At 66.0% G+C, this 22,474-nt stretch carries 21 protein-coding genes; 12 read left to right on the plus strand and 9 right to left on the minus strand.

Translation table 11 applies throughout. From position 1 onward, the window contains the following. Positions 1-95: 95 nt before the first annotated feature. Positions 96-854 (minus strand): 2-dehydro-3-deoxy-D-gluconate 5-dehydrogenase KduD, encoded by a 759-nt coding sequence (gene kduD / locus ACW170_RS07340; RefSeq protein WP_492088986.1) that lies wholly within the window; start codon positions 852-854, stop codon positions 96-98. A gap of 198 nt (positions 855-1,052) precedes the next feature. Between kduD and ACW170_RS07345 the strand changes: the two genes are divergently transcribed. Continuing rightward, the gene (locus ACW170_RS07345) at positions 1,053-1,715 is read left to right on the plus strand and encodes an RpiB/LacA/LacB family sugar-phosphate isomerase (protein ID WP_492088987.1); all 663 of its coding nucleotides are present in this window, start codon (positions 1,053-1,055) and stop codon (positions 1,713-1,715) included. Positions 1,716-1,779: 64 nt separating this feature from the next. Here the strand turns inward: ACW170_RS07345 and ACW170_RS07350 are convergent, their stop codons facing one another. Next, complete coding sequence (locus ACW170_RS07350) at positions 1,780-2,832, minus strand: LacI family DNA-binding transcriptional regulator (RefSeq protein ID WP_492088988.1); 1,053 nt, start codon at positions 2,830-2,832, stop codon at positions 1,780-1,782. A 169-nt stretch (positions 2,833-3,001) separates the two neighbouring features. On the opposite strand from ACW170_RS07350, the gene ACW170_RS07355 reads away from it, so the two are divergent. The 3 genes from ACW170_RS07355 to ACW170_RS07365 all read left to right on the plus strand — a co-directional run bounded on the left by ACW170_RS07355 (position 3,002) and on the right by ACW170_RS07365 (position 6,231). After that, positions 3,002-3,841 carry a 2-keto-4-pentenoate hydratase gene (locus tag ACW170_RS07355; RefSeq protein ID WP_492088989.1) on the plus strand — a complete coding sequence of 280 codons (840 nt, stop codon included), beginning with the start codon at positions 3,002-3,004 and terminating at the stop codon, positions 3,839-3,841. An 86-nt stretch (positions 3,842-3,927) separates the two neighbouring features. Continuing rightward, on the plus strand, positions 3,928-5,214 hold the full coding sequence (locus tag ACW170_RS07360) for an MFS transporter (RefSeq protein WP_492088990.1): 1,287 nt from the start codon (positions 3,928-3,930) through the stop codon (positions 5,212-5,214). A 51-nt stretch (positions 5,215-5,265) separates the two neighbouring features. Next, complete coding sequence (locus ACW170_RS07365; protein WP_492088991.1) at positions 5,266-6,231, plus strand: alpha/beta hydrolase; 966 nt, start codon at positions 5,266-5,268, stop codon at positions 6,229-6,231. Between the two features lie 4 nt (positions 6,232-6,235). Here the strand turns inward: ACW170_RS07365 and ACW170_RS07370 are convergent, their stop codons facing one another. After that, entirely contained in the window at positions 6,236-8,173 is a 1,938-nt protein-coding gene (locus ACW170_RS07370; RefSeq protein WP_492088992.1) for a response regulator, read from the minus strand. Between the two features lie 211 nt (positions 8,174-8,384). Here ACW170_RS07370 and ACW170_RS07375 point away from each other — a divergent pair, with 211 nt between their 5' ends. Genes ACW170_RS07375 through ACW170_RS07410 form a run of 8 tightly spaced genes read left to right on the plus strand, consistent with a single transcriptional unit; the run spans position 8,385 to position 15,890 of the window. Further along, positions 8,385-8,693 carry an STAS domain-containing protein gene (locus ACW170_RS07375; protein ID WP_492088993.1) on the plus strand — a complete coding sequence of 103 codons (309 nt, stop codon included), beginning with the start codon at positions 8,385-8,387 and terminating at the stop codon, positions 8,691-8,693. Then, a complete protein-coding gene (locus ACW170_RS07380) occupies positions 8,690-9,058 on the plus strand; it encodes a response regulator (RefSeq protein ID WP_008263549.1) in 369 nt (122 codons plus the stop codon). Before ACW170_RS07375 ends, ACW170_RS07380 begins: the two co-directional genes overlap by 4 nt. Then, entirely contained in the window at positions 9,055-11,073 is a 2,019-nt protein-coding gene (locus tag ACW170_RS07385) for a chemotaxis protein CheA (protein WP_492088994.1), read from the plus strand. Before ACW170_RS07380 ends, ACW170_RS07385 begins: the two co-directional genes overlap by 4 nt. Beyond that, positions 11,070-11,591 carry a chemotaxis protein CheW gene (locus ACW170_RS07390; protein ID WP_271163886.1) on the plus strand — a complete coding sequence of 174 codons (522 nt, stop codon included), beginning with the start codon at positions 11,070-11,072 and terminating at the stop codon, positions 11,589-11,591. The genes ACW170_RS07385 and ACW170_RS07390 overlap by 4 nt, the downstream gene beginning before the upstream one ends. Before the next feature lie 21 nt (positions 11,592-11,612). Further along, positions 11,613-13,430 carry a methyl-accepting chemotaxis protein gene (locus ACW170_RS07395; protein ID WP_492088995.1) on the plus strand — a complete coding sequence of 606 codons (1,818 nt, stop codon included), beginning with the start codon at positions 11,613-11,615 and terminating at the stop codon, positions 13,428-13,430. After that, complete coding sequence (locus ACW170_RS07400) at positions 13,430-13,921, plus strand: chemotaxis protein CheW (protein ID WP_492088996.1); 492 nt, start codon at positions 13,430-13,432, stop codon at positions 13,919-13,921. The genes ACW170_RS07395 and ACW170_RS07400 overlap by 1 nt, the downstream gene beginning before the upstream one ends. Positions 13,922-13,948: 27 nt before the next feature. Further along, positions 13,949-14,809: a CheR family methyltransferase gene (locus tag ACW170_RS07405; RefSeq protein WP_492088997.1), complete on the plus strand. Its 861-nt coding sequence runs from the start codon at positions 13,949-13,951 to the stop codon at positions 14,807-14,809. Positions 14,810-14,813: 4 nt separating this feature from the next. Continuing rightward, complete coding sequence (locus ACW170_RS07410; protein ID WP_492088998.1) at positions 14,814-15,890, plus strand: protein-glutamate methylesterase/protein-glutamine glutaminase; 1,077 nt, start codon at positions 14,814-14,816, stop codon at positions 15,888-15,890. A 46-nt stretch (positions 15,891-15,936) separates the two neighbouring features. Here ACW170_RS07410 and ACW170_RS07415 read toward each other — a convergent pair whose 3' ends face one another. From ACW170_RS07415 to ACW170_RS07440, 6 genes are all read right to left on the minus strand, one after another. Next, positions 15,937-17,715, minus strand: a complete 1,779-nt coding sequence (locus ACW170_RS07415) for a hypothetical protein (RefSeq protein ID WP_492088999.1) — start codon at positions 17,713-17,715, stop codon at positions 15,937-15,939. Positions 17,716-17,819: 104 nt separating this feature from the next. Continuing rightward, the gene (locus ACW170_RS07420; RefSeq protein WP_492089000.1) at positions 17,820-18,287 is read right to left on the minus strand and encodes a hypothetical protein; all 468 of its coding nucleotides are present in this window, start codon (positions 18,285-18,287) and stop codon (positions 17,820-17,822) included. A 109-nt stretch (positions 18,288-18,396) separates the two neighbouring features. Next, the gene (gene pdeM / locus ACW170_RS07425) at positions 18,397-19,149 is read right to left on the minus strand and encodes a ligase-associated DNA damage response endonuclease PdeM (protein ID WP_492089001.1); all 753 of its coding nucleotides are present in this window, start codon (positions 19,147-19,149) and stop codon (positions 18,397-18,399) included. Beyond that, the gene (locus tag ACW170_RS07430) at positions 19,146-21,764 is read right to left on the minus strand and encodes a ligase-associated DNA damage response DEXH box helicase (RefSeq protein WP_492089002.1); all 2,619 of its coding nucleotides are present in this window, start codon (positions 21,762-21,764) and stop codon (positions 19,146-19,148) included. The genes pdeM and ACW170_RS07430 overlap by 4 nt, the downstream gene beginning before the upstream one ends. Continuing rightward, on the minus strand, positions 21,761-22,195 hold the full coding sequence (locus tag ACW170_RS07435; RefSeq protein ID WP_492089003.1) for a type II toxin-antitoxin system VapC family toxin: 435 nt from the start codon (positions 22,193-22,195) through the stop codon (positions 21,761-21,763). The genes ACW170_RS07430 and ACW170_RS07435 overlap by 4 nt, the downstream gene beginning before the upstream one ends. Next, positions 22,192-22,428: a hypothetical protein gene (locus ACW170_RS07440; RefSeq protein ID WP_054764169.1), complete on the minus strand. Its 237-nt coding sequence runs from the start codon at positions 22,426-22,428 to the stop codon at positions 22,192-22,194. Before ACW170_RS07440 ends, ACW170_RS07435 begins: the two co-directional genes overlap by 4 nt. Positions 22,429-22,474 lie beyond the last annotated feature (46 nt).

Here is a 22,474-nt window from a genome sequence, read left to right on the forward strand (position 1 = left end):
CGGCACTGTGCCTGAAAGCGATGCGATGGCGAACGCCTTCAATATTTCTCCGTCATCCTCGCCACAAGGGCGAGGATGACGGAGATGGGGGGGCGTTAGCGCGCCTGCCAGCCGCCGTCGACCGGCAGAATGGCGCCCTGGACATAGTCGGAGGCCCGGCTGGCCAGGAAGACGGCCGCGCCGCCCAGGTCCGACGGCTCGCCCCAGCGGCCGGCCGGGATGCGGCCCAGGATCTCGGCCGAACGGACCGGATCTTCGCGCAGGGCCTGGGTGTTGGCGGTGGCGAAATAGCCCGGCGCGATGGCGTTGGCGGTGATGCCGTGCGGGGCCCATTCATTGGCCATCAGCTTGGTCAGGCCGGCCACGCCCGACTTGGAGGCGGTGTAGGACGGCACGCGGATGCCGCCCTGGAAGGACAGCATGGAGGCGATGTTGATGATCTTGCCGCCGTCGCCTTGCTTGATGAACAGACGGGCGACCGCCTGGCTCATGAAGAAGACCGTCTTCAGATTGATGTTCATCACCAGGTCCCAGTCGGCCTCGGTGAAGTCCACGGCGTCGGCGCGGCGGATCAGGCCGGCGTTGTTCACCAGAATGTCGATCCGGCCCATGGCCGCCAGGGCTTCCTCGACCACCCGTCCGACCGGCTCAATCGAGGTCAGGTCGGCGCTGACGGCGTGGGCGCGACGGCCCATGGCCTGAACCAGGGCGACGGTCTCGTCGGAATCGGACAAGGCGACCGAGACGATATCGGCGCCGGCCTCGGCCAGGGCCAGGGCGATGCCTTGCCCCAGGCCCACATTGCCGCCGGTCACCAGGGCGACCTTGCCGGTCAGGTCGAATGGGTTGCTCATGACAGGCACGTTTCCTCTCAGATCTATTTCAGGCGCCGGAACGGACCCGGCTTGTCTATGTTGGTAACCGGTGTCATATACTGATGCAAACGCTTAGACCATAACCGAAACACAGGCTCGTCGCCCCGCCGCACCCGGAAGGCCAGCCATTGCTGATATTGTCGGCAGCGCCCGCAACCGCCCCAAAAGGATTCCCCCATGAAGATCGCGCTCATCATTGAAAACAGCCAGGCCGCAAAGAGCGAGACGGTGCACACCGCCTTGACCTCCGTCGCCGAGCCCATGGGCCACCAGGTGTTCCACTATGGAATGTATGCGGCTGAGGACAAGGCGTCCCTGACCTATGTCATGAACGGCCTGCTGACCGGCATTCTGCTGAACTCGGGCGCGGCCGATTTCGTCGTCACAGGCTGCGGAACCGGCATGGGCTCCATGCTGGCCTGCAACAGCATGCCTGGCGTCTTCTGCGGCCTGGTCATCGATCCGACCGACGCCTTCCTGTTCGGCCAGATCAACGACGGCAACGCCATCTCCATGCCCTACGCCAAGGGCTTCGGCTGGGCGGCGGAACTGAACCTGCAAGACGTCTATCGCAAGCTGTTCGAGGGCGAACGCGGTCTGGGCTATCCGCGGGAACGCGCCGAGATCATGCGCAAGAACCGCGGCGTGCTGAAGGATCTGAAGGCTGTGACCTGCAAGGACATGCTGACGGTTCTGAAGACCATGGACCAGGATCTGCTCAAGGCGACCGTGGCGGGTGAACGCTTCTCCGAATACTTCTTCGCCAATGCGACGGATGAGGGCATTCGCGAGTATCTGAAGGGCGTCGTCAGCACCTCGCCGGCGCTCGAAACGGTCTGATCGACCAAGGGGCGTTTGGCGTGTGAGGTCGCACGCCGAACGCCCCTGCCATCGACAGGTTCGGTCAGTCGCCCTGAGGAATCGCCGACTTGCGCGTCACGAGCGCCGGGCGAACCTCCTGCTGCTGCAGCTTGGCCGGATCGACGCCCCGCAAAGGCGCCAGAAGTTTTTCCGCCGCCATTCGCCCCATGTCGCGAATCGGAAGCCGTACCGACGTCAGGTTCGGCCAGACACGCGCCGCCATCGGCAGGTCGTCGAAACCCACCACCGAAAGGTCGCGCGGCAGTTCGAGACCCCGCTCGCGGGCGGCCTGCATGACGCCGATGGCCATGTCGTCGTTCAGGGCGAAGATGGCGCTGGGCGGCGTGGCCAGGGAGAGGAGGGCGTGCCCGGCCTCGACCCCGGATTCGAACGTATAGGCGCCCTTGAAGTCGAGCTCGGGGTCCAGCGGAATGTCGCGTGCAGCCAGGGCGTCGACGAACCCCTCGCCGCGAACGGCCGAGGACCGGAACAGGTCCGGGCCGCGCACAAGGCCGATGCGGCTATGGCCCAGGTCCGCCAGGTGATTGGCCGCTTCGGCGGCGCCGACGCCGTCGTTCGTCACCACCATGACCTCGGGTTCGTCGAGGGCCACCGAGGCGATGCGGACATAGGGGCAGTCCAGTTCGCGCAGCAGGTCGATGACCCGTTCGTCCTCGGACACCGAGGGGGGCATGATGACGCCGTACAGGCGCTGGCGCTCGACGAAGCCGCGGATGTCTTCCAGCAGGGTCGGCGAATTGCGGTTGCAGGGATGGACGACCAGCTCCAGGCCCGAACCCTTGAGCGCGTCCAGAACCCCCTGTTGCATGTTGACCACATAGGTCGGGCTGGGGTTGTCGTAGATCAGGCCGATCAGGAACGAACGCCCGAAAGCCAGGCCGCGCGCCTGGGGATCGGGGGTGAAACCCAGCTCTTTGATGACGGCGTTGACGCGTTCGCGGGTGTCCGTCTTCACGAACGGCGACTGGTTGATGACCCGCGAGACCGTCTTCTTGGAGACCCTGGCCTCACGCGCGACGTCATTGATGGTGGCCCGCTTTCCCGGCTTGCCGGCGCGCGGATCGTCTTGAGCCAAGGTCCGGCTCCTTCCTCTTGTCGAGCCCAAGCCATAGCCGCGACTCGCGTCGGACGCCATGGGCCTGTTCTAAACTGGATTGACACCGGTTTCCTTCATGGTTCTTATCGAAGCTTGTTCAAGAGGCGACGGCTTTGACTTCCATCCCCCAATCCGCGAGCCGCGCAGCATGAGCGCGACGCCCGTCACGATGTCCGGCCCTGCCGACGTCCAGACCGCCGAAGCGACGGCGATCGCGCAGCAATTCGTCTCGGCGCGCCTGGCCCGGCGCTGCACGCCCGACTATCCAGGCCGTATTCCGCAGACCATGGCCGAATCCTACGTCATTCAGGACATCGCCATCGGGCTGGCGCCCGATACGGTCGTGGGTTGGAAGGTCGGGGGTGTGCCGCCGGCCCAACGACCGAATCTGGGCGTGCATCGGCTGGCCGGGGCCATCTTCGCCGCCAATGTCTGGCCCGCGACAGCCGACACGGCCACGCCCCTTCCTGAAATCGAGGGTGGATTCGCCGCTGTGGAAGCCGAATTCATTGCCCGGATCGGGACGGACGTGGATCCCGCCAAGACCGAATGGACCATCGACGAGGCCCGGGCCGTGATCGACAAGGTCTTCGTCGGCGTCGAACTGGCCGGCAGCCCCTTGTCGGCGATCAACGACCTGGGCTCGGCCGTGGTGGCCTCGGACTTCGGCAATAACGGCGGACTGGTCGTGGGACCCGAGTTGGAAGACTGGCGCGATACGCTGGACGATATTCAGGTCGAGACCTTCATCAACGGCGCCAGCGTCGGCGTCGGCGGTTCGCCGTCGCTCGAGGGCGGGGCGATGGAGTCGGTGCGGTTTCTGCTGGAACACTGTGCGCGCTGGGGCCGTCCGCTGAAGGCCGGGATGCTGGTCTCGACCGGCGCTGTCACCGGGGTTCACCGCGTGCATGCCGGCGATCAGGCCGTGTGCGTCTTCAAGGATATCGCTGAACTCCAGTGTTCGGTCGTGAGGGCCGAAGCGAAGTAAACATCATCAGGCGCGGAACCCGTTCGCCCTCGCGGTCGAACAAGAAGACGGGGCGCGCCGAGGAACATCAGGAACGGGTAAGAGTCATGACTGACGCGTCGAGCGCAGGTCCGATAAAGATTAAGGCGCCGTCGCCGGGCAAATACCGGTGGGTTATCATGTGGCTGCTGTTTGCGGCCATGGTCATCAACTATGTCGACCGGCAGATGATCGGCTTCCTGAAGCCGACCCTGTCAGCGGAGTTCGGCTGGTCCGAGACGGACTATGCCGACATCGTCTTCTGGTTCCAGGCTTCCTACGCCGTCTTCTACCTGTTGTGGGGCCGGATCATGGACAAGGTCGGGGCCCGCTGGGGCCTGGGTGTGGCCTTCGGCATCTGGCAGATCGGCCATATCCTCCACGCAGGCGCCCGCGACCTGACGCACTTCATCATGGCCCGGGCCGTTCTGGGCGCCGGCGAGGCCGGTGGTTTCCCCGGCAGCATCAAGGCGGTCGCCGAGTGGTTCCCGAAGAAGGAACGCGCCCTCGCGACTGGCCTGTTCAACGCAGGCACCAATATCGGCGCCATCGTTACGCCGTTGATCGTGCCGGGCCTGGTGCTGGCCTTCGGATGGCAGATGGCCTTCGTCATCACCGGCTTGCTGGGCCTGATCTGGCTGCCGATCTGGCTGCTGGTCTATCGCCGTCCGCGCGAGCAGAAGAACCTGTCCGCGACCGAACTGGCCTATATCGAGCAGGACCCGGCCGATGTCGTCGAGAAGGTCAAATGGACCAGGCTTCTGACGGTCAAGGAGACCTGGGCTTACGCCCTGGGCAAGTTTCTGATCGATCCGATCTGGTGGATGTTCCTGTTCTGGCTGCCGGACTTCCTGGGCAAGACCTATGGTCTGGACCTGAAAACCTTCGGTCCGCCGATTGTCGTGATCTATCTGATGTCGGATGTCGGCTCGGTCGGGGGCGGTTGGCTGTCCTCGCGATTCATGCACCGGGGCATGGACGTGAACAGTGCGCGCAAGATCACCATGCTGATCTGCGCCCTGTGCGCCGTACCGGTGGCCTTCGCCGCCATGGCGTCAAACCTTTGGGTCGCGGTGGGCATCATCGGGCTGGCGACAGCGGCGCACCAGGGCTTCTCGGCCAACCTCTACGCCCTGCCGGGCGACGTCTTCCCGCGTTCGGCGGTGGGTTCGGTCGTCGGCATCGGCGGCATGCTGGGCGCGATCGGCGGTATGGCCATGGCCAAGTACGCCGGCTTTGTCCTGGAGAAGATCGGCACCTATACGCCCATCTTCGTCGTTGCAGCCTCGGCCTATTTGATCGCCCTTCTGGTCATCCATCTGATCACGCCGAGGTACGAACAGGCCAAGGTCTGATCCCGCAAGCGGCCGGGGATTTACCGGCCGCCGCCTTCTCTCGGGGATGATATGAAGATCGAACGCAGAAGCTTGCTGGGTTTGGCCGCCGCCGTGGCGGCGGGCGCCGCCCGTCCCGCGCGGGCCCTTGCGCCGCCCGACCCTGCCGAAGTCATTCGACTGTGGCCGAACGGCGCGCCGGGCGGGGAGGGGGTGTCCGTTACGCCGATCGTGCCGGAGCGTTCGACCGACCCGGCCTTCCATGACCGATACGCCCAGTACACGACGGACCCGATCCTGACCGTCTTCCGCCCCGCGCGGCCCAATGGGTCAGCCCTGCTGCTGATCCCCGGCGGCGGCTATCGCTGGGCGGTGCTGGACAAGGAAGGCTATGACGTCGCCCGCGTCTTCGCCGCATCGGGCACGACCTGTTTCGTGTTGCGCTATCGCCTGCCCGCTGACGGCTGGAAGGCCGGGGCTGATGCGCCCCTGCAGGACGCCCAGCGCGCGCTTCGCCTGATCCGAAGCCGGTCGGCCGACTATGGTCTGAATCCCCGCAAGATCGGCGTGCTCGGCGCCTCCGCCGGGGGGCATCTGGCGGGCTTGCTCAGTGCTCGGACGGACGCGACCTATGATCCCATCGACGCCGCCGATACGGTTTCGCTGCGGCCCGACCTGACGGTTCTGATGTATCCCGTGGCCACCATGGCGGACCCGTTCGTGCACGCGGGGTCGCGCCAATACCTTTTGGGCGATGCGCCGACGGCCGAGCGGATCGCCGCCTATTCGCTGGAACAGATGGCCTGGGCCGGCGCAGCTCCGGTCTTTCTGCTTCACGCCATGGACGACGGGGCGGTGCCGGTGGAGAACAGCCTCCAGCTGCTGTTCGCCCTAAAGGCCGCCAACGTCTCGACCGAGGCGCATCTGTTCCAGGAAGGGGGGCACGGATTCGGCGTCCGCCTGATCAAGGGCCGACCGGCAGAGGCGTGGCCTGACCTCGTTTGCGCTTGGGCGGGACGGCTCGACTTCGTTCTGTGACGTGTCAGGCCGCCGGGGCGGGCCTGGCGAAATCTGCCATGGCATCGACAGGCGAAGGGGGCAGGAGCGCCTGTATCTCGCTGAGCAGCAAGGCCAGCGTGAACGGTTTGCCCACATGTCGGTCAGCGCCGGCCTTGCGGGCGGCAGCCACATGTTCGGGCTGCGTATTGGCGGTCAACATGATGATGGGGACAGGGGATCGGCCCGTCTCGCGTTCCGCCTGACGAATGTGGGCGACTGCAGTGATGCCGTCCATCCGCGGCATCTGGATGTCCATTAGGATCACGTCGAAACGCTCGCGTCGCGCTGCCTCCAGGGCCTCGACGCCGTCTTCGGCGGTGGTGATCTCTGCGACGGTCTCCAGCATCATTTCAAGGATGCGCCGATTGGTCGGATGGTCATCCGCAACCAGAATTCGCCACCGCGCGGCCGGAACGAGCGCGGATTCGGGCGTCGCATCCGGCGGGGGAAGGTCCAGCCAGAAGATCGAGCCTCCGGCTTCTCGCGGGGCGGCGTCGATCACGCCTCCCAGCGCGCGGGCGGCTTCCTGCGCCAGAGATAGACCCAGACCCATGCCGCCGAACCGGCGTGTCAGGGCGTCGTCCTGCTGCCGGAAGGCGGCGAACATGGCGTCCTTCGAAGCGGGATCGAAGCCAACACCGGTGTCGATACAGACAAAGCGTAGGCCGCCGTCCAGACGCGGTCCAACGGCCAGGCGGATTTCGCCCTCCTGTGTGAACTTGACGGCGTTGTTCAGCAGCGGCGTCAACACTCTTCCCAAGGCGGCGGCGTCCCCCGTGAAGGTGGAGGGAAGATCCGGCGCAATCGTCACCACGATCTTCAATCCCTTGGCGGCGGCGGGGCCGCGAAGCGGTTGGACCAGACGCTCGATCAGATCCACGAAGGGGCAGGTTTCCAGCTGGGGCGGCGACTCGTCGCCATCCAGGTGAGCGACGGCGAGAAGCTCTTGAAAGCGCTCTTGCAGAGCCGCGGCGGAGGATCGGATCATCGTCGTCACCTCCTCAAGCTCTGGCCCGCGGGATCGGGCCGCGAGCAGATCGGCGCCGGCGATGACGCCGTTCAGCGGCGTTCGGATCTCGTGGCTAATGTTGCTGACGAAGGCGCTGCGCGCCTGATTGGCCTTTTCGGCCTCCTCGAGCGCAATCCGAAGGGCGTCGGCGTCGCGGTGCTTTTGAGTGATGTCTTCGGTCAGGCCGATGAGATGACGAACCCCCTGGTCGTCATAGGTGGCGACCTTGGTGGCGGATAAATATCGCACCCCGCCAGGCGCCGGCGCCTCGTGCACTGCTGACTGGGACCCCATGCCAGGCGTCGCGTCGGCCGCCCATTCCGCAAAGGCGGGCGGCAGCACCTCGGCGACCAGCAGACCGGCCAGACCTTCAAACTTCCCGAACAGCGTCTCCGCAGCGCGATTGGCCAGAATATAGCGACCGGACCGCGCGTCCTTCACCGTCAGGGCCAGGGGCAGCACGTCGATGACGGTGTTCAGGAAGGCGGCGGATTCCGTTTCGCCCGTGACGTCCTCCGCCTTGACCAGTAGCCGCACGATGCGGCCGGTTTCGTCCCGCACGGCGCTGACCGAGGTGTTCAGATACACCGCTTCCGACGCGTCCGTTGCGAAACGCGTCCGGAAGGCGAAGGCCCTGCCGTCCTGCGCCTCCTGTACGCCCCGCTCGATGGAGAAACGGCAGTCCGCCGGCCAGGCGTCTTGCCAGGCCATGGTGTGGGGAGCGGGGATGTTCGGCTGAAAACGGCGGGCGGCTGGATTGACGTGGACGATCCGCCCTTGTGGATCCAACAGCCAGATGTAGGCCGGCGAGGCGTCGGCGATCTGCGCGTGAAACCGGTCGCCCTCGTACGCCAGGTCGTCCTGAACAGCCTCTTGTTTAGCGCCTGAATACCGCACGCCTGAGTCGAGCAACTGATCACCCCCGTCTGGCCATTCCGGCGACGGACGAGTTTTAGCGGGGCTGAATGAAATCTAGGTTAAGCACATCCTTGCATTGCTAACAGTCAAGCTAATGGCAAAGCTAAGTATAATTGCGTATAAACGCCTTGAGGTCGATTTAACCGCACTCGTCAAACATGTTCCCATGATGCGTGGTAGTAGGCCGCGCTTGTAGGGACGGGGCATGACGAAACGTTTGTCTATCGACGCTGCGCTGGTGGTGAAGAACGCCGCTGTCATCCGGCAGTCCATCCTCGACGCTTTTGAAGAAGGCGACACGATCAGCCTTGACCTCGTCGACGATCAGGTTGTCGATCTATGCGGCCTGCAACTGATCGAGTCCGCCCGGCGCCAGGCGCGCGCTGTCGGCAAGACCCTGGTTCTCGAACGTCCGGCGACCGGTTTCCGGTCCGTCTTGGACGCCGCCGGCTTCCTGACGGACGCCCCCTCCGACGATCTTCAGTTCTGGTTTCACGAAGGATCCGCTCAATGACGGCTTCGATTCTCACGGTCGATGACTCGCCCAGCATTCGCGTCGCGCTGAAGATCGCGCTGACGAACGCCGGCTATTCGGTGGCCGAGGCGGTCAATGGCGCCGAGGGCATCGAAAAGGCCAAGGCCAGCGCCTTCGACCTGATCATCACCGACCTCAACATGCCGGTCATGGACGGACTGACCATGATCGAGGAAATGCGGCGCATGCCCGATCAGATGGGCGTGCCGATCGTCTTCCTGACCACGGAATCCGACGAAGGCTTCAAGGCCCGCGCCAAGGCTGCCGGAGCCACGGGTTGGCTGACCAAACCCTTCGATCCCGATCAACTGGTGCGTGTCGCCAAGAAGGTGCTGGGCAGATGAGCGACGAAGCCATTGCGGTCTTCCAGGTGGAGGCTCGGGAAAATCTGGAGTTGATCGAGCAGGGGCTTCTGGACCTGCTGGACCGACCGGAGGATCGCGATCTGGTCGACGCCGTCTTCCGCGGGCTTCACACGCTGAAGGGGTCCGGAGCGATGTTCGGCTTCGACGCCCTGGCCGGCTTCACCCACCACTGCGAGACCGCCTTTGATCGGGTCCGCAAGGGCGAGGTGGCGGCCACCACCGATCTGGTGTCGGCCGTTCTGGCGGCGCGGGACCATATGCGTCAGCTGATGGAGGACCCGTCGGGCGATTACGGCGCGGCGGGCGACCTGCTGTTGGCCGATCTCGAACGGGCCGTGCAAGAGGCGGACGGCGCGGGTCCGCCCGCCGCCGTGACGCCGGGACTGACGACGTGGCGCATCAAGTTCGACCTGCCGGCCAACGCCTTCAAGAACGGAGCCAACCCCCTGGCCCTTCTGGCAGAGCTGCGTGAAATGGGCGAGGCGCGGGTTGTCGCCGACGCCTCGCGTGTGCCGCCGCTGAGCCAGATCGAGCCCACCGACCATTATCTGGCCTGGGACGTGACCCTGACCACCGATCAGGACCGGGCGACGATCGAGGATGTCTTCATTTTCGTCATCGACGACATGAACCTGTCGATCGAGGCGCTGGACGAGGGGCGGCTCGGGGCGTCGCCTGTCCAGACCGCAGCCGCCGCTGAACCGGTCGAGCCGGCGCCTGCCCAGGTCGCTGATCCCATTGCGGCGCCCGCGCCGGTCCAGGCCGCTGCGGCGGTCGCCAATGATCCGGTCGAAGCCGGCGCCGCCAAGACGGCCAAGGCGGTCGAGAGCGTGCGCGTGCCCGCCGACCGCCTGGACGAGCTGATGGACCGGGTCGGCGAGCTGGTCATCGCCCAGTCGCGGCTGACCCAGATTTCCAACTCGGGAACCGACACCGCCCTGCGCGCCGTGTCGGAAGAGATCGAGCGGCTGTCGGGCGAACTGCGCGACACCATGATGGTGCTGCGCATGGTGCCGGTCGCGACCCTGTTCGGCCGCTTCCGCCGACTGGTTCATGACCTGGCGCGCGAGACCGGCAAGGCCATCGATCTGTCGACCGACGGCGAGACGACCGAGATCGACAAGACCGTCATCGAACGCCTGGCCGACCCCCTGGTCCACCTGATCCGCAACGCCGCCGACCATGGACTGGAGACGGCCGAGGATCGGGCCGCCGCCGGCAAGCCCGCCACGGGCCGCATCCGCCTGTCGGCGCATCAATCGGGCGGCGAGGTGGTCATCACCATCCGCGACGACGGTCGGGGCATCGACCGCGAGCGCGTCCGCGCCAAGGCGGAATCGCAAGGCTTGATCGAGGCCGGCGCGGTCCTGAGCGACCACGACCTGTTGCAGATGATCTTCCACCCCGGCTTCTCCACGGCGGCGGCGGTGACCAATCTGTCCGGCCGCGGCGTCGGCATGGATGTCGTCAAGCGCACCATCGAGGCGCTGCGGGGCTCGATCGACATCGCCAGCCGTCCGGGCGAGGGGTCGGAGGTGTCGCTGCGCATCCCGCTGACCCTGGCCATCATCGACGGCCTGCTGGTTCGCGTCGGCCAGGGCCGTTACGTCATCCCGCTGGGCGCCGTCGAGGAATGCCTGGAACTGTCGCTGGACGAGGATCTGCGGTCGCGTGGTCGCAGCTTCATCTCGCTGCGCAACAGCCTGGTGCCCTATCTGCGCCTGCGCGAAATGTTCGAGACCGGCACTCCGCCTGAACTGCACCAGAAGGTCGTGGTCGTCTCGACCGGGACCGAGCGGATCGGCTTGGTTGTCGATCAGATCATCGGCGACCACCAGACGGTGATCAAGTCGATGTCCAAGCTCCATTCCGGCCTGCCGACCTTCTCGGGCGCCACCATCCTGGGCGACGGCGGCGTGGCCCTGATCCTGGATGTCGGACACCTGGTCGCCAAGGGCCAGCAGCAGGAGGCGCAGATGCGCGAGGCGATATGAGCACTCAGACCGAACTCGCCACCGCCCCCGGCTGGACCGGCGCCGAACAGGTCGAGGTCCTGACCTTCGAACTGAACGGCGAACTGTTCGCCCTGCACGCTGTCGGCGTGCAGGAGATCATGGATCTGACGCCCGAGACCGTGGTGCCCGGCGCCGGCGCCTTCGCGGGCGCCGTGATCAACTTCCGCGGCAAGGTCATTCCCCTGGCCGATCTGCGCGTCGCCTTCGGTCTTGAGCGGAACGCCCCCACGATCGACAGCCGCATCGTGGTCATCGAGATCGAACTGTCCGGCGAGCCGACCCTGGTCGGTCTGCGTACCGACAAGGTCCACGAGGTCACCACCCTGGCCCGCGCCGACTCCGAGGCGCCGCCCAGCGTCGGCATGCGCTGGCGGCCCGAGTTCATCCAATGCCTGGTGAAACGAGACGGCGAGTTCATCGTCGTGCCCGACCTCCAGACCATCTTCAATCAACAGCAGGACGCCCGCCAGCCGGTCACGTCCGCCACACGTCATTGACCGACTTCAGGGGCACTGAGTATGCGTTTCACCATCAAGGCTAAACTGGCCGTAGGCTTCGGGATGATGATCATCCTGCTCGTCGGCGTCGCCGGTCTGGGCGTTTACAGCCTGGGCAATCTCAATCAGGCGATCTCCGACGTGATCGCGGGGCCGGCGAAGCGGCTGGAGAATTCTCAGACAGCGAATATCCGCCTGCTGGAATTGATCCGGGCGGAGAAAAACCTGATCCTCTCCTCGAGTGCTGAGGAAATGAGCCGTCACGTGGCGACGGGCGAACAGGCCCGCGAAGCCATGGCTGAGCTCCTGGCGACAGGCGCAGAGAAGGCCTCCGCCGCCGGCAAGCCGGATTGGCAAAGATTGGAAGCCCTGTTGTCGCAGATGACGACGATGGAAAGCCGGATGGCTGAACTGGTGCGCGCCGGGCAGAATGCGGAAGCCATCGCTCTTTCCAATGGTGAAGGTCGTGAAGTCGCGACCGAGATGACGGAAATCTTCCAGAAGATCGTGGCGCGCAACCAGGCCGCCATGGTCCAGGCGGACGACGACACGGGCAAACAATACGCCGACACCCGCAACCTCGTGATCGCCCTGACCCTGGCCGCCCTGGCCATCGCTGTGGCCTTCGCCCTGTGGATCGCCCTGGGGATCAGCGCCGGCCTGAGCCGTCTGATGACCGTGGCCGACGCCGTCGCCATCGGCGATCTGGACGAGCGGGTCGAGATCAAGTCGAACGATGAAATCAAGGATCTGGTCAATGCCTTCAACCGCCTGACCGACAATCTGAAGGCCACCGCCACCATGGCCGACGAAATCGCCAACGGCGACCTGACGGTTCAGCCCAAACCACTGTCGGACAAGGACACCCTGGGAATTTCGCTGCAGTCCATGGTCGAGCGTCTGCGCGGCGTCGTCACCGACGCCCTCTCGGCCGCCGACAATGTCTCCTCGGGCAGCCAGGAACTGTCGGCCACGTCGGAACAGATGAGCCAGGGCGCCACCGAACAGGCCGCCGCCGCCGAACAGGCCTCGGCCTCGATGGAAGAAATGGCCGCCAACATCAAACAGAACGCCGACAACGCCGCCCAGACCGAGAAGATCTCGCGCCAGTCGTCCAAGGACGCCGAGGCCAGCGGCGAGGCGGTCAACCGCGCCGTCGAGGCCATGCGCACCATCGCCGACAAGATCGGCATCGTGCAGGAAATCGCCCGCCAGACCGACCTGCTGGCCCTGAACGCTGCGGTCGAGGCCGCCCGCGCCGGGGAACATGGCAAGGGCTTCGCCGTCGTCGCCTCGGAAGTGCGCAAACTGGCCGAGCGCAGCCAGACGGCCGCGGCCGAAATCGGCGCGGTCTCGGGCGACACGGTCAAGGCCGCTCAGGAAGCCGGCGAGATGCTGCAACGCCTGGTGCCGGACATCCGCAAGACCGCCGAACTGGTGTCGGAGATCAGCGCCGCCTGCCGCGAGCAGGACGTCGGCGCCAGCCAGATCAACGACGCCATCCAGCAACTGGACAAGGTGACCCAGCAGAACGCCGGCGCGTCCGAGCAGATGTCGGCCACCTCCGAGGAACTGGCGGCCCAGGCCGAGGAGCTGCAGACCTCGATCGCCTTCTTCCGCACCGATACCGCCGGCGCTCGCAGTCGCGCGCCCGCTCGCGCTCCGGCCCGCGCCTCGACCTTCAAGCCCGCCGCCAAGCCGGCTGCACGGCCTGTGGCCAAGGCCGCGCCGGTCAAGCCGAGCGTCCACGCCCAGCAGGCCCGCGCCAAGGGCTTCGCTCTGGACATGGCTGTCGGCGGCGCGGACGCCGAGGACATGGACTTCCGGGAGAGCGCCTGATGGCTGAAGCCGCCGAGGGCCAGTATGTCACCTTCAGCCTGGGCGACGAGGTCTTCGCCGCCCCGGTCGGCCTGGTGCGAGAGATCCTGACCTATCAGGCCCCTTCACGCATCCCCAACGGTCCTGACTATCTTCTGGGCCTGACGGACGTGCGGGGCCGGGGCGTGCCGACGGCGGATCTGCGGATCCGCCTGGGCATGGCGCCGGTCGCGCCGACGCTGAACACCCGAATCCTGGTGCTGGACATTCCACTGGAAGACCGGGTGCTGAGCCTGGGCCTGGTCGCCGACCGGGTGTTCGAGGTCGCAGCCTTCAGCGCCGATCAGATCGAGCCTTCGCCTGACATCGGGATCAAGTGGCGTTCGGACTATATCTCCGGCGTCGTCCGTCGCGAGGACGGCTTCGTCGTCCTGATCGATCTGGCGCGTCTGCTGTCCAGCACTGACGCCGTCTCGCTGGCGTCCTTCTCCGACGTCGAACGCGCGGCCTGACGGTCGCTGAAAGTCTGCTGAAAGAGCATGGCCTTGTCACAAGCGGCGCTAGAACAGTCCGCCCCGATCACCGATCAGGTCAGCGCTCGCAATTTCGAGCGTTTGGCCAGGTACATCTACGATTATAGCGGCATCAAGATGCCCTCGTCGAAGCGCACGATGCTGGAAGGACGGCTGCGGCGTCGTCTGCGTAGCACAGGCCACCCGACCTTCGACGACTACTGCGACTATCTGTTCAAGGAAGACGGGCTCGAGGCCGAGTCCGTCTATCTGATCGACGCGGTGACGACCAACAAGACCGATTTCTTCCGCGAGCCGCGGCACTTCGACTATATGGCCAGCCACGTCCTGCCTGAAATCAAGGCCTCGGGCGTGCGCCGTATCCGCGCCTGGAGCGCCGCCTGTTCGATGGGCGCCGAGCCCTACACCATGGCCATGGTGATGCAGAAGTTCGCCGACGAGCAGGGTGGGCCGGACTACCAGATCCTGGGCACGGACCTGTCGACCGATGTGCTGGAGACGGCTTTGCGCGGCGTCTATCCCAGCGAGATGCTGATGCCGGTGCCCGCCGATATGCGGCGCTGGGTCATGACTGCGCGCGACGGCGCCCGTCGCGAGGGCCGCATCCATCCTTCGTTGCGGTCGAAACTCTCTCTCGCGCGGGTCAATCTGATGGACGAGACCTATTCGGTCGGCGACCCGTTCGACATGATCATGTGCCGCAACGTCATGATCTATTTCGACAAACAGACTCAGGCCAAGGTGTTGAAGCGTCTGTGCGACCGGCTGAAGCCCGGCGGACACCTGTTCATCGGCCATTCCGAGAGCATCACCGGTATCGAATTGCCCCTGGTCACTGTGGCCAACACCATCTTCAGAAAGATCTGATCCCATGCCCAAGGTCCGCGTCCTGGTCATCGACGACTCGGCCAGCGTTCGCCAGACCCTGGTCGATGTTCTTTCCGCCGATCCAGGCATCGAGGTCATGGGCGTGGCCTCCGATCCCTTCGTCGCGGCGCGCCGTATCGCCGAGGACGTGCCGGACGTCATCACCCTGGACGTTGAGATGCCGCGCATGGACGGCATCACCTTCCTGCGCAAGCTGATGGCCCAGCGGCCGATCCCCGTGGTCATGTGCTCGTCCCTGACCGAGGCCGGATCCGAGACCTTGATGCAGGCGCTGGAAGCCGGCGCCGTCGACATCATCCTGAAGCCTCGCATCGGTGCGGCGGACCATCTGGCCGAGAGCGCCGATCGAATTCGCGACGTGGTCAAGGCGGCGGCGCGCGCAAGATTGGGGGCGCGGCGCACGACGACACGAAGTCTGGATCCTGGGACCAAGTTGACCGCCGACGCCATGTTGCCGCCGCCGACGGGTGCGGCGATGGCCCGCACCACCGAGATGGTCGCCTGTCTGGGGGCCTCGACGGGCGGCACGGAGGCGCTGCGCGAGGTGCTTCAGGCCCTGCCGGCCAATGCGCCCGGCATCGTCATTGTCCAGCACATGCCGGCGGGGTTCACCGCCGCTTTTTCCAAACGGCTCAACGGTCTGTGCGAGGTCGAGGTGAAGGAGGCCCAACACGGCGACCCCGTCCTGCGGGGGCACGTCCTGATCGCACCGGGCGACAAACATATGCTGCTGGAACGCCACGGCGCCCGCTATCAGGTGGCGATCAAGGATGGACCGCCCGTGTCGCGCCACCGCCCCTCCGTCGATGTGCTGTTCCGCTCAGCCGCCCGTGCGGCCGGAAAAAACGCCATGGGCGTGATCATGACGGGCATGGGCGACGACGGCGCCCGCGGTCTGCTGGAACTGAAGGAGGCCGGCGCCACGACGGTGGCTCAGGACGAGGCGACCTCGATCGTCTTCGGCATGCCCAAGGAAGCCATTGCGCGCGGAGCCGCCCAGAAGGTGATGGCGCTGGAGCATATCGCCCGCGAGATCATGGCCGTCGATCGGTCCAGATAGACTGGATCGACGCCTGCGACACGTGCGTATCGCAGGCGTCTTCGTTTCAGAACAGCAGGTCGTCGAATTCGTCGACAGCCTCGGCGGGCTCGATCGGCGCGTCCACCGTGGCGCCGTCCTGCTGGGCTTCGATCCGGTCGGCCTCGCTGAAGACGGCGTGAGCCGCGTGGATGGTCCGCTCACGCGCCATGGTGTAGCAGCGGCCGATCTCGGTCAGGGCGGCGTCCACCACCCCGGCGATATCCGTCAGGTCATCAACGACGGGCCCCGCCGCCTCGGCCAGGGCGACAGCGGCGGCATGCAGGGCGTCGCCCAGATCTTCCTTGAGGCCCAACTGGTCGGCGGCCTGGGCCAGAGACCGTGCGGTCTCCTCGCCTTGAGCGCCCAGCCCGGCCAGGTCCTTTTCGACCACGTCGGCCGCGCGGCGCAGATCTTCGTGCACGCGATTGAGGCGGCCGGCGTCGAGTTGGGCGCCTTCGGGTTCGTCTTCCGAAACACTGTGCGCCAGTTCGGCCAGGGTCTTTAGAGAACCCAGCGTCTGGTCTGCGGCGTCTTCCAGATGGCTGGCGTGGCTGCTCAATTCGATGGCGATGACGCTGAGCGGCTTGCCGATCTCGCCCAGCCGATTGCAGCGCAGGCTGCTGTTGATCGCCATCTGCTGGATGTCGCGCTTGACCTTCTGGATGGCGTCGACCCGACGCGCCAGGGCCTCGACAGACGAGACGGTCTCGCCGCTGATCCGCTGAGCATTGGTCATCGCCGCCGTGACGTCATCGACCAACAGACCGGCGCGACCGAGGCTGACTTCGAGGTCCCGAAGGTCGCCTCCGTCGTCGGAGAGACCGTGTATGACCATCAACTGGGTCGTGTCCTTGGCCATGCCCGCCAGGTTCTGCGTCACCTTGGCGGCCTCGGCCTCGAAGTCCGAGGCTATGTCGGCCATCTGGTCGGCGACCATGTGCAGCAGCCGGCGTTCAGCACGGTCGCGGGCCTCGGGGGATAGATCCGCCTCGGCGACGGTGCGGGCCGACACCTGAATGCCGAGTTGAACGTGCTCGATCCGCTGGCGGGTGATGTCGCCGATCTGTAGCGCCATCAAGGCCTTGCCGACCTTCATCTGTATGTCCCGCGCGATGGCGGCGACCGACGCGGCGACTTCGGCGATGCGGGCGTGGTGGACGCGCAAGGTCTCGGCGTCGACCGCCAGCTTGTCCGGCACTGCGGGGATCAGCTGCTTGTACTTGCCGCCCAGGCCCTGTTCGAAGGTCAGGGCGCCGTCGAGCTGATTGCGAAGGCGCGTCAGTTCGTCGGCCAGTTCGTCGAGTTGGGTGACGCCGAAGTCCAACTGCTGGCACATGCGGTCGGCGAAGCCGGCGAATTCGTCCGCTCCGCGGATGGTCGAGCCGGCTGTGATCTTCACGTTCAGGGCGAAGGCGCGCAGATAGCGCAGCGTCGTGCGCATCGTGTCGATGTCGGTGTCCAGCGAGGCGCTGGCGGTTTTCAGCTGGTCCAGATGGGCGACGCGGCGCTTCTGAGATTGCGGCAGGGCGCTGAGGCCTGATGCGGTTGAAAGCAGGTCGTTGCTGGTCCGGGAAACCGAGTCGACGTTCAGTGTCAGGCCCAGCCGGTCAAGCGCCTCGATCAAGCCGCCGATCATCTCCAGCGAGCCGGCCAACTGTTGTCCGGCGTGGGAGAAGCGAGTCTCGACCCGCGCGCGGGCCGTTTCAAGCTGATCCGTGACGTCCGGGGCGACAATGGGCCCTGGGGCGGAGGTCGCGAACGTCCCGCCGGGGAAAGGGTCGATCTGCTGCGCTTCCGCCTGCATGAACGGTCTCGTTCTGAGAGTCATGGCGTCAACTTAGCCGCGACATGAAAACCGTCGGTAAACGACGAGAAGAAACGGTCGTACCTCGGGACAAGGTCAATGGGTCAGGTCCGGCGAACGCGCGCGGGCGACCCGGGCGTCTGAACAGCGGAGGTCAGGGCTCGACGGCGACGGCTGATGGCCGACGCCTGAGCAAGCGTGAGGTTCGGGTGGCGCCGTGCGGCATGACGCACCTGTTCGACAAACCCGGGCAGCCAGGCGGCCACGGCTCCGCCGGCTCCAGCGAGGAAATCCCCCACCGAGACGCTGCGGCCTGTGAAGAACTGCAACCCTTCGGCGGCGAGGGCGGCGGCTATAGCGAAGACGACGAGATCATCGCGGCGGCGGCCCGGAGAGATCAGAAACAGGCCGACCGTCATGCCGTAAAAGGCGATGGCGTGGGCGGCCTTGTCGTTCAAGCCGAACTCCTGCTCCAGGCCCTGAAAGGGGCCGAGCATCAAAACGGCCATGCCTGTCGCGGCGAAAACGAACAGCAGGCGAGCGGCGAGGATGATGCGGCGCGACGTGAGCATTGAGGAGGGCGTCCAGGACGGTGATGACGCCATCCTGCACAGGCCGCCCCAAGATGCGGTGAAGCGATATGCTGAACCGTTTACGAACGCCGCTGCTGCCTGCTCTGCTTCAGAGCAGGCTGGACCAGGCAATGGCGTGAACCTTGTCGCGACCGAGAACGGCGGCGAGAGGTTCCTTCGAGAACAGTCCCGCAATGGCGGGATAGCGGACGCTGAGCCCGCCGGTGAAGGCCCCGAAGGCGGGCAGGAGCAGTCGTGAGCCGTCAGTGACGAAACAGGGCCGTCGCACGCCGCGACCATAGCCGACCACGTGCGCTGCGGGATGGAGATGGCCCGCCACCTCGCCGTGGCGGTCGTCGTCCGCTGTCAGCGCCTCGGGTTCGTGCGTCAGCCGCAGCCTGCCAAGGGTCAACTCGCCCACGATCCGGCCGGGCAGGGGCGATGACAGATCGGCCTGGTTCGCCAGGGCGTCGCGGTCGTGATTGCCCTCCAGCCACAGCCAGTCTCGCCCTGAGGACAGACGGTCGAGGCGGTTCCGGTCGTCGCCCGCCATCCGTCCAATGGCCCTCGTGTCATGGAAACTGTCGCCCAACAACACGATCATGGCGGGGTCGAGGTCGGCGATCTCGGTCTCCAGCCGGTCCAGGGTGGCGCGGCTGTCGTAGGGCGGCAGCATCTGGCCACGCGCGGCGAAGGCCGAGCCCTTCTCGAGGTGGAGATCCGCCGCGATAAGGGCGCGATAGGCCGGAAGCCACAGTGCGCCGGAACAGCGCAGCACGCAGGTTTCGCCCGCGATGTGCACCCGCAGCGAACCGCACGCCTTGCGGATGGGGGACAGGGTCTGGCGCAGGGCGGCGTTCATGCGGCGTCCGGCTCCGCCGCGTCCATCACCTCGGCGATCAACAGCTCGGCGCTCTCGTCCAGAATCATTTCGGCGGCGTCGCCGCCGACCCGTTCGCGACCGATCTGCACCAGGACCGGCACGCAGAAGGGCGAGGGGCGCGTCAGGGGCTGATGCCGGATATGACCCTCGATCCGCGCCAGCATCTGGCCCAGTCGCGCCACGTCCAGCAGGCCCGAGGCGGCGTCGGCGCGGGCGGTCTTCAGCAGCAGATGGTCGGGTTGGTGGCGGCGCAGCACGTCGTAGATCAGGTCGGTGGAAAAGGTCACTTGCCGTCCGGTCTTCTCGGCCCCCGGCTGGCGTCGCTCGATCAAGCCGGAGATCAGGGCGCAATTGCGGAAGGAGCGCTTCATCATGAAGCTCTCCTCGAGCCAGGCCTCCAGGTCGTCGCCCAGCATGTCGGATTGGAATAGGGCGTCCAGGTCGATCTGGTCCATCGGCTTGATGGACCAGATGGCCAGAGAATAGTCGGTGACGACAAAGCCCAACGGTCCGACGCCCAGCCGGTCCAGCCGCCGGGTCAGCAACATGCACAGGGTGGTGTGGGCCAGATTGCCCTCGAATGGATAGGCGACCAGGAAATGCCGACTGCCGCGCGGGAAGGTCTCGACCAGCATGGATTCGGCGTCGGGAATGGCGGACCGTTCGGCCTGAAGCTCAAGCCATTCCTGCACGTCGGGCGGCAGGACGCGCCAGTGGTCAGGGTCCTGGACCATGGTCCGCACCCGGTCGGCCAGGGAGGTGGAAAGGGGGAACTTGGACCCGCCCCAGGAGGGGATCTTCGGTTCCTTGTCATTGGCGTGGCTGACCAGGGCGTCGGTTCCGACAATGCCCTGAAACGCCCAGACCTGGCCGGCGAACAGGAAGGTGTCGCCGGGTGTCAGCTGTTCGAAATACCACTCCTCGGCCTCGCCGACCTTGCGGCCGGCGACCAGCTGGCGCGAGGCGCCGCCGCGACGGGCCGCCACGCGCACGTTCAGGGTTCCGGCCGAGACGATGGCGCCGACATTCATCCGGTGGCGCTGGGCGATGTCCTTGGTGCGGGCCTTCCAGCGGCCGTCTGGGGTGCGGACGATGCGGGCGAACCTGTCGTAGGTGCGCAGCGCATAGCCGCCGGTGGCGACGAAATCGACCACCTCCTCGAACTGCTCCCACGCCAGGTCGCGATAGGGGCCGCAGCCGGTGATCTCGTCGTACAGGGCCTGGATGTCGAAGGCTTCGGAACAGGCGACGCCCATGATGTGCTGGGCCAGCGCATCCAGCGTGCCGATGTGGATCGGCTCCCAGTCGAAGGCGTTGTCGGCCACCGCCTCGCGCGCCGCCTGGCATTCCAGCATCTCAAACCGGCTGGCGGGCACCAAAAGGGCGCGTGACGGCTCGTCCAGCCGGTGGTTGGCGCGGCCGATCCGCTGGACCAGACGGCTGGAGCCCTTGGGCGCCGCCATCTGGATGACGAGGTCGACGTCGCCCCAGTCAATGCCGAGGTCCAGGGTCGAGGTGCAGACGACGGCGCGCAGATCGCCGCGCGCCATGGCCGCCTCGACCTTGCGCCTTTGCTCCGCCGCGAGCGAGCCGTGGTGCAGGCCGATGGGCAGATTGTCGTCGTTGATCGCCCAGAGCTGCTGGAAGACAAACTCCGACTGCCAGCGGGTGTTGACGAAGATCAGGGCCAGACCCGCGCGCTGGATGGCGGCGTAGACCTCGGGGATGGCGTGGCGACCCGTATGACCGGCCCAGGGGACCTTCCCCTCTGAGATCAGCACGTCGATGACGGCCGGCGCGCCGGGGTCGCCCTTCACGAGGACGACTCCTTCTCCCCTTGCGGGAGAAGGTGGGCCCGGAGGGCTCGGATGAGGGGGGGGGGCAGCCTCGACGGCGGGCGCCGGTACGTTCGGAAGCAACCCCTCATCCGTCTCGCTGCGCGAGCCACCTTCTCCCGCAAGGGGAGAAGGAAGTCTCGGGGCCAGCCACCCCCGGATCAGATCGGGATCCTCAATGGTCGCGCTCAGACCCACCCGACGCATACCCGGCGAAAACTGCTGTAGCCTCCCTAACCCCAGCGACAGCAGGTCCCCACGCTTGCCGCTCCAGATCGCGTGCACCTCGTCCAGGACGACGCATTTCAGGTCGGCGAAATAGGATCGAGCCCCCTCCCAAGCGCAGAACAGGGCCAGCTGTTCGGGCGTGGTCAGCAGGATGTCGGGGGGAAAGTCACGCTGGCGCTGGCGTTTGGACTGTTTGGTGTCGCCGGTGCGGGTCTCGACATGGATGTTCAGCCCGATCTCGCGGATCGGGGTCATCAGATTGCGCTCGACGTCGGTGGTCAGGGCCTTCAGCGGCGACAGATAAAGGGTGTGGACGCCGGACGCCGGTCCCGTCTGCGGCTTGGGGCCGCGTTCCGCCAGGTCGATCAGACTGGGCAGGAAGCCGGCCAACGTCTTGCCCCCGCCTGTCGGCGCCACCAGCAGGGCGTGCGCGCCTGCTTGGCCGGCAGCGACCATCTCCAGCTGATGGCGCCGAGGCGACCAGCCGCGCGCGGCGAACCAGTCGGCGAACAGGGGAGGAAGCGTCGTCATCCGCTCCACGGCGACAGCAGGCGGCAGCCGCTGTGTTCGAAATGGCGGGTGTTGCGGGTGACGAGGGTCAGGTCATGGACCAGGGCGGTCGCCGCGATCAGTTCGTCGATCACGCCGGCCGTCAGGCCCTGCCTCCGATGTGCGTCGCTGACGGCGCCCCATCGCCGCGCGACGTCGATATCGACGGGCAGGATCCGCTTTCGATAGACCGACAGGATCAGATCCCGCCGCTTCGAAAGCTCGGCCCGCTTTGGATTTTCAGGCAGGTTCAGAATGCCGCGATCCATCTCGCCCAGCAGAAGAACGCTAAGGAATATTCCTTCTTGCCTGTCCGCAGTTTCGGCCTGCTGGTCGTGCCAAGCCATGAAACCGGAATCGGGGCGAGGCTTGCCCAACTCGCTGATGGCGTTGGTGTCGAGCAGAAACCTCAAAAATCAGCCTCGCGCGCCGGCCGAGGATCGCGGGTAAGATCGACGTCGGACCAGTCCATGCCACGGAGAATCTCCAGCATGGTCGGTTTGCGCTTCTGCATCTCCTGGAAACGATTCAAGGGGATCACGACCAAAGGATCGTGGCCTTCGACCTCCAGCTTTTGAGGGCCGTCCGCCTCGACACGAGCAGCCAGCGCCTCCAGCCACGCATCAGGATCAATCGGCTTGTTCACGGCGATCTCCTCGTTCGGACGACATATAGAGCCACAAGACGGTCGA

This window comes from Brevundimonas sp. FV2ps16, from assembly GCF_058681075.1.